Origin of the sequence: Candidatus Pelagibacter sp. HIMB1321 (assembly GCF_900177485.1) — a bacterium.
In the GTDB taxonomy this organism is placed as follows: Bacteria; Pseudomonadota; Alphaproteobacteria; order Pelagibacterales; family Pelagibacteraceae; genus Pelagibacter.
The window spans coordinates 728,371-743,759 of record NZ_LT840186.1 but is presented as its reverse complement, the minus strand read 5'-3'; the positions used below and the strand labels follow the sequence as shown (position 1 = coordinate 743,759).

General features: G+C 34.0%; 7 protein-coding genes. 5 read left to right on the top strand and 2 right to left on the bottom strand.

The features are described from left to right. Positions 1 to 2 precede the first annotated feature (2 nt). From B9N70_RS04055 to B9N70_RS04035, 5 genes are read left to right on the top strand one after another with little or no spacing between them, the layout of a single operon-like run. Positions 3 to 1,292, top strand: a complete 1,290-nt coding sequence (locus tag B9N70_RS04055; protein WP_085114528.1) for a type II secretion system F family protein — start codon at positions 3 to 5, stop codon at positions 1,290 to 1,292. 6 nt (positions 1,293 to 1,298) lie between these two features. Then, the gene (locus B9N70_RS04050; protein ID WP_085114527.1) at positions 1,299 to 1,874 is read left to right on the top strand and encodes a pilus assembly FimT family protein; all 576 of its coding nucleotides are present in this window, start codon (positions 1,299 to 1,301) and stop codon (positions 1,872 to 1,874) included. Continuing rightward, positions 1,874 to 2,689, top strand: coding sequence for a hypothetical protein (locus B9N70_RS04045; RefSeq protein WP_085114526.1), 816 nt, complete (start codon positions 1,874 to 1,876; stop codon positions 2,687 to 2,689). The genes B9N70_RS04050 and B9N70_RS04045 overlap by 1 nt, the downstream gene beginning before the upstream one ends. A 1-nt stretch (position 2,690) precedes the next feature. Then, entirely contained in the window at positions 2,691 to 6,365 is a 3,675-nt protein-coding gene (locus tag B9N70_RS04040) for a PilW family protein (protein ID WP_085114525.1), read from the top strand. Positions 6,366 to 6,367: 2 nt separating this feature from the next. Beyond that, on the top strand, positions 6,368 to 12,073 hold the full coding sequence (locus B9N70_RS04035; RefSeq protein WP_085114524.1) for a LamG-like jellyroll fold domain-containing protein: 5,706 nt from the start codon (positions 6,368 to 6,370) through the stop codon (positions 12,071 to 12,073). Between the two features lie 12 nt (positions 12,074 to 12,085). Here the strand turns inward: B9N70_RS04035 and B9N70_RS04030 are convergent, their stop codons facing one another. Together B9N70_RS04030 and B9N70_RS04025 are read right to left on the bottom strand one after the other, a co-directional pair. Next, positions 12,086 to 12,787: a hypothetical protein gene (locus tag B9N70_RS04030; protein ID WP_085114523.1), complete on the bottom strand. Its 702-nt coding sequence runs from the start codon at positions 12,785 to 12,787 to the stop codon at positions 12,086 to 12,088. Further along, complete coding sequence (locus B9N70_RS04025; protein WP_172819952.1) at positions 12,774 to 15,371, bottom strand: FecR domain-containing protein; 2,598 nt, start codon at positions 15,369 to 15,371, stop codon at positions 12,774 to 12,776. The genes B9N70_RS04030 and B9N70_RS04025 overlap by 14 nt, the downstream gene beginning before the upstream one ends. Between the last annotated feature and the right edge of the window lie 18 nt (positions 15,372 to 15,389).

Genomic DNA, 15,389 nt, shown 5'->3' with positions numbered 1-15,389 from the left:
CTATGGCATCATTTCAATATGCAGGTGTTCAAGCAGGAAAAAAAATAACGGGAATTATTTCTGCTTCTAATCCTCAAGCTGCTGCAGTTGAACTTAGAAAAAAGAAAATAATTGTTACTTCAATTAAAAAAGGGAATGGTAAATCAGAAACTAAAGGCCCACCATCTTTAGATGACATTCCATTAAGTAATGCACCAATTATAATTGCTAAAGGCAATATTTATTTGAATTTTGGCCCTTGGGCAAAAGTCCCTCCAAAAGAACTATTACAATTTACAAAAAAAGTATCCACCATGATCAAGGCTGGCTTGCCAATTTTAGAGTCTATTATGATGATCAGGGATCAAACAGTACATATGAAAATGAAAATGACAGCTCATTCGATTGTTAAAGATCTAAATGGAGGTATGAATTTAACAGATGCATTTGCAAAGCATCCAACTATTTTTGATAACATTTATTTAAATATGATTTCAGCTGGTGAGGCCAGTGGTAAATTAGATGAGTTTTTAATTAAGCTTGTAGAACTATTAGAAAAAAATGCCAAAATAAGACAAGGAATTAAAAGTGCATTATTTTATCCGGTAATGCTTTTAACGGTTGCAACAGTTATTACAATTTTCATGTTATGGAAAGTGGTGCCGGTATTTGAGAAGATGTATGGCGCTATGGGCGTGAAACTTCCTGCAGCTACTTTAGTGATTGTCAATGCTAGCCAATTTATAGCTAATCCAACAAACATTATGAAGATTGTTGGGACAATTATCATCATCAGAGTTTTATATAATTTTATGTACAAAAATATTGAAGGTTTCAGACATGTAATGCATAAAAGATTTTTAAAGTTTCCATTGTTTGGAGATTTAATTGTAAAGGCCACTGTATCAAGAATGTGTATGATTATGGCCAATTTAACCAGAGCTGGTGTAAGCATTATCGATACAATTAAAATATCAAAGTCTGTTACAACCAACCTTGTCTTTATATATGCATTGGAGAGAATTGGTAAACAGATTGTAACCGGTCAAACTTTATCGGCCTTACTTCAAAAAGAAGAACATATATTTCCACCTGCACTTGCTCAATTGACAGCTGTTGGTGAGCGTACAGGTAATATGGAAGAAATGTTTCAATCGATTGCAAATTATTATGAGGAAGAATTTGATGGTGTGGTTGCTGCTTTATCTTCAATTATAGAACCACTCATGATCGTGATCATTGGAGCAATCATTGGTGTTCTTATGATAGCTTTATACATGCCAATCTTCAGTATTGGTCAAGCAGTAGGATAAGTTTCAATGAGAAATAAAGAAAAAGGCTTTAGTCTTTTAGAATTGATGACCACTATAGCAATTGTAGCTATTATTGGTGCTGTTGGTTTTCCAGCAATAGACAACTTCGGTGATCAAGAAAATTATGAAAATGATCTTGCAACCATACGAGGTCAAATAAATTATGTCAGACAACTCTCTTTAGAAGATGGAAACGCTTATACAATAAGAATTATCAATGATACTTCTAATAATACAGCTGATCTAGAAGTTTGGCAGGCTCAAGGATTAAATAGATATAATGTAGAGTATCATAAATCGACATCCACAAAGTGCTCAGACTTTGATGGTACCGATGATAAAGGAACAAAAATTGCAAGTTTAACAAAAAAACTTCAGCATATGACAATCAAAAGATGTTCTTCAACAACAGGAAATTGCACAGCAGTTTCAGCTGCAAATAATTTTTTTTGTTTTTTACCTGATGGGTCTGCACCTGAAAATGCAAGGGGCGAGATGCAATCTTCTGATAATGCAGGATCTAAAAAAGAATATTTGCATACCTATCAAACAGGCTTTTTTAATAACGGAACAAGAATGTAATGAATTTGAAATATAGATTACAAAAAGGGGTTTCTTTGGTTGAAGGAATGACTGCTGCTGGTGTTCTAGGTTTAGCGGTTACTGTGTTTATGACACTTCAATCTTATCAAGAAAGAGACTTTGCTAATCTTAGAAAATTTGACAAAGCAGCTTATGCAGTTGAATTGATGTTTGAAGAACTTGCTGCTGTTTATAATCCTGTTGCAGCTCAATATGGAAATCCAAGAGTATTCGAAGATACTTCAGCTGGTGCATCTTTAAAGGTTAAAGGACTAGCTCAATTGCCAGGCGATGGTGATCAAATAATTATTGAAGGAGTGGGAGGTAGATACGAAATAACAGCTTCAACAGCTTTTGATAGTGATAATAATACCACATTATCTCTAGAAAGATCTGACGTGCCTGATGACACTCCAAATAAAAATATGGCATCGGATGCAACTTTAAATGCACCCATCACTTTTATCTCAAATTCTGAAGGAAGTCTGGATCCATATGATGATTTAGATATGACTAAATTTGAAGACACTACCTATAAAGCTAGTATTACTAATCAAAAAGTTTTAACAGATTTAGATAATTGGGGAACGTTGTTAAAAAAACATCTAGGTCCGGCAAGAGATGGAGACAAACGATTATTAGAAATTGAAGATATAGAGAAAGATGTTCCAGTAGATAAAGATAACGACGGTGTCACTGATCAGGTAGATGGTGAAGATGTTTATGAAACAGTTAAAAAAAAACAAGTCACTATAATTATTAAACAAGATAAGATTGAAGAAAAATTTAGAAGATTATTCTTAGCAGGCACTTAATATGAATTTAAAAAAATTTATAACTCAAAAAGGATTATCATTAACAGAAGCATTAGTTGCGGTTGTTGTTTCAACAATTGTTATGGGTGCAACTTATACAATTTACAGTAATTTTCAGGGAACGTTTGTTAGACAAATTAATCACAACAACATGAAACAAGAAGCAAGATTTGCCCTTCATGTTTTGCAGCATGACAGTAAAATGGCAGGCTATAAACACCCTGATAGTACTGATGGTGAAGTTCAAGAGCCTGTTAAAGTATTAAATGATGATGGCACAGAGGTAGCTGATGACACTGAGTATGGAGAAGCAGTTTCCTTTTGTTTTGACACAGAGGATGATGATGGAAATATTCAAAGGAAATTAATTAAGTATGAGTTGCAAGTTCCCTATTCGCCATTAACAGACAAAACTGTTTTAAAGAAAAAGGTATGGAATACTAACAATTGTGATGAAACAGATAGTGGAACCACAGTTGATTTGGATTGGATGCCAGTTGCTCAATTTTTCAATACATTAGGTATTAGACTTCGAAGCAAACATATCGATTTTGAAATCCAACTACAATCTAAGGACGGAAAAGTATCGGAGACCTATTCTGCTTCAGCTTACATGCGAAACTTGAATTTTGGAGGAACCACATATTATGTTTATAATGAGGAAGATTTACATGAAAACAGAACCCCTGTAATTCCTTTTACTGGAAGTTTGAAAGTTCAGTGTGCCAACAATTTAACAAGAGATATTCAGCTAGCAAATTTTGTAACAGATGATGACATTATTATTCTTCATCAAGGGGAAAAAGTTGGAACATCTGATTTGAATAGAACGTTTGAAGAAATAAGATTTTCATCTGAAAAACCTCCAGCCATTACAGGAATACCAAGTGTTAGTCACGATGAGATGAGATTGAAGTTAGAGACAGTATCATCAGATACAACAATACCGCCAGGTTTAACTGCCACTTCAGGTTATGATGATAACAATAATAATAACTCAGCTGATGCAGGTGAGTGGAATGGAAGTTTAGTTTTATCAGGCACTTTGAATAATTCTGATAGTAGTTACACTTTTAATGCAGATGGCTATCAAGATTTTAATATTCGACTTAAAGCAAATCTAGATACCAATTGTGATAGTGAAGGCTGGGACGACCAAAATGAAGCTTACAAAGATTATACAGTAAGAGTAATGAAATTTAGTGCCCCACAGTTTTCTGATGTTAATTTGCATACTTGGGAACCTAAAGGTTTTTCATATGGAGATCAAAACTATGAGAGTAGAGGAACAGCAAGCCAGTTTGGTGGACCTGATTATGATTTAACAGATGATGGTAGATCATTTTATATACAGCAAAATTTAGCCTCACCAACATTTTTAGTTTCTGACGAAGAGTACGACTCATTTGTTTTAAAAGGAATGATTTGCTCTGGAGGTTTTCCAGATTGTAACCCTCAAATGTCAACTTGGATGGATGATGACATGCTTGGTTTTGCAGCAGGCTATCAAAGACCAAGTGTCGTTCAAAAAAAATGGCCTGATGGAAAAATAAGAGCTTGTGCAGGAATAGATTATGAAAATTTAGATGGCACAAGTGATTTTAGTTCAACAAATTTGAGAAATTCATTAAGCGGAGTGGACAGAACTGAATGGGATGGCTTAACCGATGCTGAAAAAAATGAATGGTGGGGTGAAGCTGCTGATATGACTTATGATATGTATTTATGGTCTTGGTGGGGAGCAAGAGGAAATCAATCTGCAATTCATCTTCATCATTTTAAAGGATATGAGTTTGAACATACAAGAAATTGCGGAAGAACAGAAGGTTCGTATCTATCTCATGCAAATATGAGTCATTTAACTGGCTGGTCTACACCAAGCTCTTCTCAATTTATGAATTATAATACTTTGGGCTATGACAGATTATTTGCAAGATTTGATGATACAAGAGACACAACTACAGGTACAAGAAACTGTAGCAATAGAGGAAATTCTTTTTCAAGAATAAGCTACAACCCTGGTGCAACCCACGAATGGAACTGCGGTAATGGAAAAAATACTGGCGTTAAAAATACTGTTACTTTGACCTATCATCCAAATAAATTTAGAGCAAATATTGAAAATAAACCTCATGTTGCAAATAGTTTAAGCCAACGTTTTACAGCTTTTGATTATAGGTTTAACACCTCTGGTACTTTAAACGACCACACTAATTCAACTTTTCCTTTTACAGAAAATACCTCTGGTACAGAGGTTTCATTACCTGAAAGATCACAAGATACAGACGAATTAAAATCTACAATGTTTCAAAGATTTCAACGTGGCTCAGTTGCCATAGTTTCGTTTTCTCAGCCAGATAATCGATACTCTAATATTCAAATTGCAAGGCTGCCTAGATATGTTCCAACAAAAACTGCAACTAATAAACCAATGCCTAAAGCTCAAAATCTTTATTATTACATGGATGAAGATTATTACACCGTAAATAGAATTTATGGACTTTTGAGTAAATCATACGATCCTCAAGGAGAACATCTAGAAGTTTTAGTAGAGTCTAACTCTGATACCAATAATTGTGCTCAAATTGGAAGTGTTGCTAACGATTTAGCAGAAACTGGAACCGTAAAAACACAATCTGTTGATGGATCAACAAGAACAATGAATTGTAGATTAAGTGGAACTTGGCGGGCAACTACAGCTGTTTGGGCAAATAATACTGAATTACCTAATATCGGTGAAATGTATGATACAATGAACAAATCAAGTTACAGTGGAGCTCGAGCATCCGTTACCACAGAAGCGGGTGGAACAATTTTTGTTTTTGCTGATGGATCTTTTAGATACGAGACGTTACCAACAGGTTTTGATGACGGTGAACCTCATCAAGATTCTTTTTATTATGCAGTTCAAACTCAAGATACAGACAATGATCGAATATCAGATATTAAGAAAGTCTACATTGGATTTAACATAGGTAACACCACCCCAACCGGCGTGTCTTTTAAAGAAGAGGATGGAACAGCTATCACTAATAACACAGATTTTGATATGGCAGAGGACGTTGATAAAGATTTTGTAATTGGAGAAATTTTTGCAAATAGCACACAAGAACCTGATACCCATGATTTTGTCAGATTTAATTTAGGAGAAGTGCCAGAAATGGATGCTGACAGTGATGTTGATCATGGATCAAGATTTAGAATAGATCAAAAGGATGATAAGTTTTATCTAGTGCTCAATGATGACTCAGATATCAGATGGGCAAATCTACCAAGTAATAAAAAGTATTTTTCGGTTAGAATCATTGCAACTGATTTAAGAGGAAATCAATTAGCAACTACTGAAAAAGTTTACGTTGATAGAGTTGATTGCTCAGAAACAGCAATGGAAAATATTCAAATTTATAAAACAAAAGCTGCGATGACTATTGAAGGCTACATTCAAGGGAAAGGTGGAGAAAAAGTATTTAGACGACAAACAGTACCTTTTACTAGTAGTTTAGATGAAGCAGTTATTACTTTTGATTTTCCTGAAAGAAATGTACAGCCTTCAGTTAAAATATCTGAACAAACTGTGACTGTTGATGGGGAAGACGTAATAATAGGAATGTTATCAAATCGTTGCAAAGATACTCATAACTTTATTGATCGACAACAATTATGGAGTGATTCATAATTATGAAAAATCATAATAAACAAAAAGGATTTGTTCTTGTTTTTGTAATAGCTGTTGTGTCTGCTTTATCAATTATGACAGGAGCAATGTTTTTTTATTATGATAACGATTTAAAAAGTGTTTCAAGAAATTCTGTGATGCAACAAGTTAACCTTGCTGCTGAAACAGGACTTCAAGAGGGACAAAAATGGATCTCAGATCAATTAAATTCAAATAGTTTTTCTCTAGTAGATATTCAAAACACTTTAAGTGTAGAAGACTCAGACAACAAATGTTTAAATAGACATGGTTTTACAAATTCTAGTGAAGATGTTTATTATGCCAAAAGAATATTTGCCAATCTTGGAACTGATGACAAAAAATTTGAAGACATGTCATATGAAGTCTATGTTCAAAGACATGCAGATATAGTACGATCAATATATTTTTCAGCAGAAGGTTCTTCAGGAGATAGCGATCGCGACACCACTTACACAGACCGTTCATTTGCATTAGTAGAACAATTTAAAGATTTTCCAACTGAACAATTTACGATTGAGATGTGGATTAAAAATATGCAAACCACATCCACATATAATATGCATGCATTTGAATGGGGGAGAGAGTGGGATTTAGTCTTTAAAGTTTTAAACGATGAGTGGTCACCAAGGTTAGGTGAAGTAAGATTAGATAATCAAGGTGATGTTGGAACCCCTGTGAAAGATGAGTGGGTTCATATCGCTTGGGTTTGGGATGGAGGTGATCCTGATAGTACGGATACTGGCAATGTTAGGATTTATCAAAATGGATCTTTAGTGGGAACTTTTAATGCAGACATTGGAAAAAGAAGTAAATCGGGTTATGAAAATCCTCCAGAAACATTACCTGAAATGGACGTTTGGCCACTTGCTATAGGTGAGGGTCTACATGGTTTTTCACCTAGCAGTTACCTGTCTGGTGCTCCTGTAATTCAAAGTGTTCCTTGGCTAGGAAATATTTCTGAAATGAGAATTTGGAATATTTCAAGATCTGAAACAGATATTGCAAATAACAACAGAAGAAGACTGACAGGTTCTGAACCAGGACTTGTCTCTTATTATAAATTTAATGAAGGTTCTGGTAATACTGCGGTTGATTATAATACCTCAAGAGGATCAAATAGAACTAATGATGCAACAATTTATGGAATAGGTAATAAAGGAACTTTATGGCAAACAGAAATTGTTAAATATCCAGTAATCTCTACGACTGATGATGCACCAGCGATTAATGTTCCACCGGGAGAAGATGTTGTTTATTATAAAATTTTGTCGTGTGGAAATGGTCCTCAAGGTCAAATTGTTCCTTTAGAATTAATCGTTTCAGCACCTGTTCAAAAAGGAGATGTTGGAGATGGTAAAATTGCACTTACTTCAGAGGATTTAGACAACTTAACTGGACAAGAAGGTACTCCATTAAAAACACCATTAAGCAATTATATTGCGCAACAAGGCGTAGCAGGAGATATTAAAATTCAAACTAAAGATAATACAAACACAAACTTTTATGTATTTAAAAGATCCATGGAACAATGCAGTAACTCAACTAGCTTTGCTGATTTCAGTGCCGCTTCATCTTATGATGAAGGGGACTGTGCAGAGTTTGAAGATAAATTATATTATCTTGAAAAGGATGATGGAAAATCAGCTAGTGAAGATTTTATTGAAGATGATTGGTCCGAAGTATTAGGCAGTGATTGTGATGGTGTTCAGTTTACTTCATCTTTAAATGATAATAGTTATGGGCATTATTATAAATATTTTTCAACTGCTCCAAATGTAACCTCAGACCTTGGTTACAACGGTGACTCTATAGATTGGTGGGAAGCAAAAAGAAGAGCAGAGCAATCTACTTGTGGCGGTATGCGTGGTTATTTAGTATCAATTGAAAGTGCAGCTGAAAATGAGTTTATTAAAGACTCTGTATTGTGTGACAGTAGTACAGAAAGTGGTTGTTCAGGAATTACACCTTTCCATGTAGCTGCAGGAGAAACTAGAGCTGAGTATTATGGATCAAGGTTAGATGATCAAAATGATATGCATTTTGTCTGGTTATCAAACTCAGATTGGAGAAATCCAACAGCAAATGCAACAAATATGCAGTCAGAATCCGGTCCTTTAATGGGTATGAGAGTAGCTTTTGAAAACTGGCAGATACCAGGAGGCGCCAATCAAGAACCAAATAATGTTAATGAACCATATGCAGATATGGAACTTAATAGGAGTGATAGCGGAAGACAAGATGGTGGATGGAATGATTTAAGAAGAATCCCTAATTGTAATGGTAGTGGGCTAGATTGCATTACTGGTTATGTTGTTGAATATGGCGGATTTGATCATTTTAATTTGGAGCATGATATTAATCAAGATGGTGACACTGATGATGCAGATGAGATTGATATTAGTGATCGTAATTTCTGTGTTGCAAGAGCAACTATCGAAGCAGATACATATGTGGCTCCTATTGATGGAAATACAGATGGAGACTTATTAGACCTTGATGCAGATACAAACCCAGATGTTATTGAAGATTATTTAAAGTTGGATACTGATGCAGAAGATTATCCTTCAGCTATAACAGGAGATACTTCTTCATCTTCAGTTGATCACGATACCAGTGATGATTATCCAGGATGGAACGCTTATACAGGTGTTTTAACTATGGTTCATTCTGGTAAACCAGATGATTGGAGTTCTACAACAACATATTCTGCTAATGATTTTGTGTGGTTTAATAATAGAGTTTGGCAAAATACATCAGGAGGAACAATCACGGGTGGTTCTTCTTTAGATTTAACTCAAACTCCAACGATTAATAATCCACATAATTGGACCATGATTGAAGGAAATGAATCTGATGCACCTTGTGCTGATGTTGATGTTTGGACGCAAGCTTTCGAATCTATAAAATACTACAACTCAAAAGAAGTAGATGCTGAAGACGGAGAAAATCCATTTGCTTATGAAGGAACAGATGGCACAGATGGTACAGAAGGTGAGTCTGAAGAAACAACTACAGCCTCGCTTGGAGAAAGAACAATATTATTTTCTCTAGGTCCTCTTCATGTTGAAGAACATCGAGATGGATATAATCATTTTTATGAATTTTATGAATTTCCTGCAAGACCAGCTGGAACTGCTAATGCAAGCCAAAATTTATATAACAATAAAAATAGAAGAATGAATGAAGCATTCTCTTTATCTAGACAATTAGATTATTTTGGAAAAAGTGGATACCTCGCAACAATCACTAGTGAGTCTGAAAATGATATCATTACCACTAAAGCAGTTGGTAATGGGTGGATGGGAGGACTAGCAATGTCAGATAATGCAAACACTACAGCTAATTTGAATAAATGTGGTGGGTTCCGACAAAGATCAAATAGAGCTCAAGCTACTGCCGATTTTCAAGCGTTAAGAGATTTTGAAAACATACCTTTTTATCGAAATGGTGAAACGTATAGTGCTAATACAAGATATATAAGAAATATTGTTGAAAAATATCAAACAACAACGGCTTATACTATTTCTTCAATTTCAAAAGCTAATCCGGCATTAATTACAACAAGTTCAGCACATGGACTTACCAGTGATGATATCATTAAAATTGCAGATGACAGTACTGCCAATCAAATGAATGTTGATGGTATGACACAACTTGCAACAGGATTTTATAGAGTAAGAGTTGTCTCTAATACAACTTTTAGATTAGTTGATTTAGATACTAGAGAAAATATAAATTCAACATCATGGTCTGATTACACAGCAAATTCGGCTCGAATGTGGAGATTAGAGGGATATCAAAATGAATATTACAGAAAAGGATCTACATCCTTAACAGCTTCTAATGCAAATCCACAATCTCAATCTGGTTTGACTTTGTTTTATAAAGATCCAAAAATAGCTTTATCTTCTAATGCAGCTATTACAGGCAATAATACAAAAAGATATTTTACAGATTCATTCACTAATGTAGATGACACCGTAGGCAGCACGGAATGTCCTGTATGGAGATGGATGACAGGTCCTGAAGGAATGCTTTGGAATGGGAGAGGTCTTGCTTTTGCTCCAACTCGAACAGCTTCTGGAACACCATCTGCAAATAATGGAACATGGGAAAGGGGTGTTACAGCTGGCTCAAATGACCCTCAAGGTCAACAAATTGGTGAAGTATTTGTTGATGGTATGCCATTTAGAAATTGGAATGGAACTGGAGAGCCAAATAATGTTGCAGAAACAGAGCATGGTATCCATTTGTTAGGTACTCATTTTTCAGATGATGCTGAACTGACATGGAATGATTTACACAATTGGAGTGCAAGTTACTCAAATAACTTTGATTATTCTATTAGAGGAGTGGTTCTTGAATATGGTGGTATGGAAAATGATGAAGACCCAAATATTAGAATTGCAATTAAAAGAGTAATTAAATTGTATGATAGAAGAGTAACCAAAGCAATTGTAAGAATAAAATCTGGAGCTGAAACTGGTGACAAGCTTGTGGCAGGTACTGATGAATTAAATGCAGTTAGCATAACTGCTTCTGGAAACGAAAGTAGCGAAGTAACATTATCTGGAGATGCAACTTGTAAAAATTATGTTGATTTAATTAAATCCATGTATTTTGAACATAATGCATCTGCTGATGGAACAAGAGAAATAGAAGTATTTTTAGGGGATGTCCAAAAACCAACTGGTGCAGAACATTATTACCAGTTGAAAGAAACTCAATTAAGTTACAATCAAGCAAACTTTCAAGCAAGTTATCAAAATCTTTGTGGTATTCAAGGATACTTGGCAAATGTAACTACATCTGCCGATCTTGATGCTTTAGAAGAGCTTGGAGTAACTAATGATAAACAAGTTTGGGTTAATGGTACTGATGAGTGTCAAGGTGGAATTTTTAGATCTGGATTTTGGAGATATACATCTGGACCTTGGCAGGATAAGGAATTTTGGCGAGTTAGATTGAATGTACCTGTTGGCACAAATCAAGAAGTGATTGATAATATAGAAAATCAGGCAAGTTGTAATTTCTCTACAACAAGATCTAGTCAAGCAAGTGTAAGGGTTGGACCTTTTGAAAGTTCAAATTGGATCAGTTCTCATCCAGCTGCAAATACAAATGATTATCTTGTTTTTCAACAAACCAATGCAGCGTCAACCACTGGAATTTTAACGCGAGGTGGAATGGCTAGTTCTGATGTGGAAGGATTTGTGACAAGATATGGAGGAAGTGTTGGTGATTTTACAGGCGCTGACATTGAGGAGGAAGATAATGATATCAATGTTCTATTAGGTCCAATTAGAGCAGAAATTTCTTTCTTCAATGATGGTAGTGACAACAGTATATTCATAAGTGACGAGGATACTGTTAAAGTTGATACATCAGGAGATAGAGCATTATCCACAGGTTGGTCTAAAGCAGCAGATTTTGTTGCATCAAGCAATACTCCAATGAGAATTACTTCACCAGCAGGGCAGGTTGTAACTATTCAGCAATGGAGAGATGAACTTCAAAAAGTTTATTATGAAAATATTGATACAAGTGACTTTACACCAGGAAACCGAAAAATTAAAATTGAACTTGTTTATGGTGATACAAATTTAAATCAGGAAATTGGTACAGTAAAAGCTATCGGTAGCAGAAATGCTGTAACTGTTACCCCAATCTCGTGGAATAACAGATAGTATTTAAAGGTTTTATTTTGAAAATTTTTTGAATTCTTCAATAATCATTTTTAAAAATTCTTCAGAGGATAATTTGTTTAATAGGTTTCCTTTTGTTAATTGACTTATAAAACTTTGAGATTGCAGTAAACCTTGTAATTGACTTATATCAATATCTGATTGATTATTGTTTTCCTGCAAAGAGGATATAAATTGATTCAAATTTGATTTATCAATTTCTTTTCCTGATTTAAGTTGATCTAAAATTTTTTTTATTTGTTCATTATTTGATAAATCATTTTTTTCATTTTCTACCAGTTCTACTGACACTGCTTCAGATTTGATTAATTTTGGATAAGAACAATTTATATTAATTCCTGTAAGCTCACCACTTACCAAGTCAAATTGTGTATTTGTATAATTTTTTTTCAGATAAGAATAACCAGGTTTAAATTCCAATTTGAAAAACTTATCTTCAGCATTAAATAAGAATTTCTTTTCATCAAGGATATTTGAAATTTTAATTATGTATTTAGCATTTTTTTTATTTATTTGATTGATAACAATGTTTCCTCTTTTGAATGAAAAAACAAAAGATAATGATTTAACATTATTTTTTCTTTCAACAGTTTTACAATTAGTTTGATAAATGTTTGCTGATGAGGAGTTAATTACTAAATATAAAAAAAAAATAGAAGAAAAAAAAATTTTAATTAATTTTTTAATCTCTACCATTCGATGCAGTACCAGAAACTATATTTGTATCAGAACCATCAACAGTTTGGACTGTTAAGGTTGTATCTACAGTATCAGCAAAAGATCTTCCTGATTGGTTTTGAAAATTAGATTCAACAGTTACAAAATAATTATTAGTTCCTCCAGCATTATCGTCATATCCGCTTGATGGGACAGTTGTTGAAATATCACCCGTTGCTGAACTTGCAACATCAGTGACTGTTCCACTACTATTTACAGAAAAAGATGATGCAGGTGTAACATTTCCTGATGCACTGGTATAATCTACGTCTTTAGATATAGTAAATGATCTTGAAGCAGCGCGACCAATTTGAACTTTAGCGGTTATCCCTTGATTGATTGTCCTGTTACTAAAGTCAATTGTATGTGTAGGGGTAAATGTTCCTGCTAAATCTCCAACACTATCTACAGCACTATTTGCATTAGACCCTGCAGAGTCTACAAATAAATTAGTACTTGTACCTGTATATGTGTCTGTACCAGTTGATCTTGTATTAAGATCTGCATAAGAAGTTGTGCCTACAGTATAACTATCAGCCTCTTCTTTTATATAATATAATTCTCCAAGTCTTTCTTCGCCGTATAAAGCTATTAAATATTTATCTAAATATGCGTCAAATTTTGGATCTTCAATTTTTACTTCTTCTCTTGAGTTATCAGTAACAATACTTTCAGCACCCAATTCAATCACATCTGTTTTAACTTCAGCTAATGCTATTTCTTCATATGCTTTATCAATCTCAGAATAAATTTCATCTAGCTGCTTATCAATATCGTTATAAAGTTGATTTATTTCCTCTTCACTAGCACCCGCTTGTATAGCTTCATCAACTCTAGAATATAATAAAGTAGCTTCTTGATCTGCTTGAAGCGCTAGTTCTTCAACTCTTTTTTCAGCCTGGTATAATTCTGGAAATTGTTCAGCAAACTGTTGCTCATATTGATTATCAACCCTTTGCCATTCTAAATCTGCTTCTTCTTTATTAACAAAATTTACACCACCATCAAGTTGAAATATAGGAACTAAACCCTGATTATCTGCTTCTTTCCAATTTTGAGAATATTGATTTGTATCAAAAATAAAACTTTCCTTAGTTTGTAAAAATTCCTCATTTGAAAATACATCTAATTTAAAATCATTACCAAATTGGTTTTGAAAAGCAGCAACTTCAAAAGCTTGAGCTGCTTCATTAGCTTCAAACATCACTTTGTCCATTTCAAATACAATCTCATCTAACTCTTGTGAAGAAGCTCCTGTTTCAAGTAATGTTTCAAATCTTTGATTTAAAGCTTCCATTTGAGGATCAATTTCTTGTTCAAAGAAACGACCCTTTTCTATATCTATCGCAATTGCTTCTTGACCTTTTAAAAAAATTTGCTCAGGTAATGCAGGCTCTCCAAAGTTAAAGTTATCACCAGGTAGTCCAGCAAATTTTGGTCTAAAATCAATATCTCCCATTTCTAAGAACACAACATCACCAGTTTCTTCATTTAGTATTGGTACTTTGATATCATTAAAGCCTGCATTAAATTGATTAAACTCAGTAGGGACAAAATCTACATCTTCAATTCTTGCAGATACCAACATTACTTTCTCAAGTTCGTTTTGAAGCTCGTTTGCAAAAAAAGCATCAGCTTCTGGCGAATTGATATCCACTCCTTCAGGTAATTGATCTTTAACATCATCAGGAATTAGAGCTCTTGGGATTGCATTACCACTATTCAAAAAAGATTTTCCTAGAAGTTGAGCAGTTATACCACCGTCATCTTTTGCAAGTGCAGTCACTAACGTATCTAAGACTAAATCTCCTAGATCTTCGTCTTCATTAAATATTTCTGCTTTAATCAATTCTTTAATTTGTTCTTCATTTTGAGCAAGTTGTGTATCTTCATCTTGCTGATTATTTTCTGTTACTGGTGCGTCAGGTTCTATTTCTAATTCTTGAAATTTTTTTAATTCTGTTTGAGGAACAATAACAGGTTGTCTGGGAGCTGTGTTTTGATTTACCTCTGTAAACAAATAAGGTTTATCTAATAAAACAGTTCCAGCCGCATTAGAAACTTCAACAGCACCCGGTCTTAGTCCTAATGAATTTTTTGGGCCAGGTCCAATTAATAATATTTTACTTTTTGAAGTTTCAGGATCAACTGCTGCTTTAAATTCTGTACCTCTTGTTCCAATTGTACCAGCTGGTGTTTCTACAACTAAATTTTCTGGATTTTTTTCACTTATTTTACCTGTTAGAATTTTTACACTTCCAGATTTGATAGTAGATAATAATTTGCCATCTGTATTTTCTGCATCATAAACAAATTCATCAATAGTTAGCTCAGTATTAGATCCAACCGTCATCACAGTTTGATCAACAAATAGTATTTGAGATTTTCCTCCTTCATTAGTTGTAATAGTGTCTCCAAAGTAAATTGGATCACCTACATTTAGTTTTTTTCCATCTTGATTGAATGCTTCACCAATAACAAATCCGATTATACCTATTTCAGAGGAATAAGAGATGTTTGAAAACAAGATTAAAATGGCTACTATTTTAAGTAAATAATTCATCCTCAAAGTCTTATAAAT

What these genes read in the sequence shown, in the direction of transcription:
- B9N70_RS04025 (WP_172819952.1), bottom strand. Translation starts at nt 15,371, where the DNA reads ATGAATTATTTACTTAAAATAGTAGCCATTTTAATCTTGTTTTCAAAC.
- B9N70_RS04040 (WP_085114525.1), top strand. Translation starts at nt 2,691, where the DNA reads ATGAATTTAAAAAAATTTATAACTCAAAAAGGATTATCATTAACAGAA.
- B9N70_RS04045 (WP_085114526.1), top strand. Translation starts at nt 1,874, where the DNA reads ATGAATTTGAAATATAGATTACAAAAAGGGGTTTCTTTGGTTGAAGGA.
- B9N70_RS04035 (WP_085114524.1), top strand. Translation starts at nt 6,368, where the DNA reads ATGAAAAATCATAATAAACAAAAAGGATTTGTTCTTGTTTTTGTAATA.
- B9N70_RS04055 (WP_085114528.1), top strand. Translation starts at nt 3, where the DNA reads ATGGCATCATTTCAATATGCAGGTGTTCAAGCAGGAAAAAAAATAACG.
- B9N70_RS04030 (WP_085114523.1), bottom strand. Translation starts at nt 12,787, where the DNA reads ATGGTAGAGATTAAAAAATTAATTAAAATTTTTTTTTCTTCTATTTTT.
- B9N70_RS04050 (WP_085114527.1), top strand. Translation starts at nt 1,299, where the DNA reads ATGAGAAATAAAGAAAAAGGCTTTAGTCTTTTAGAATTGATGACCACT.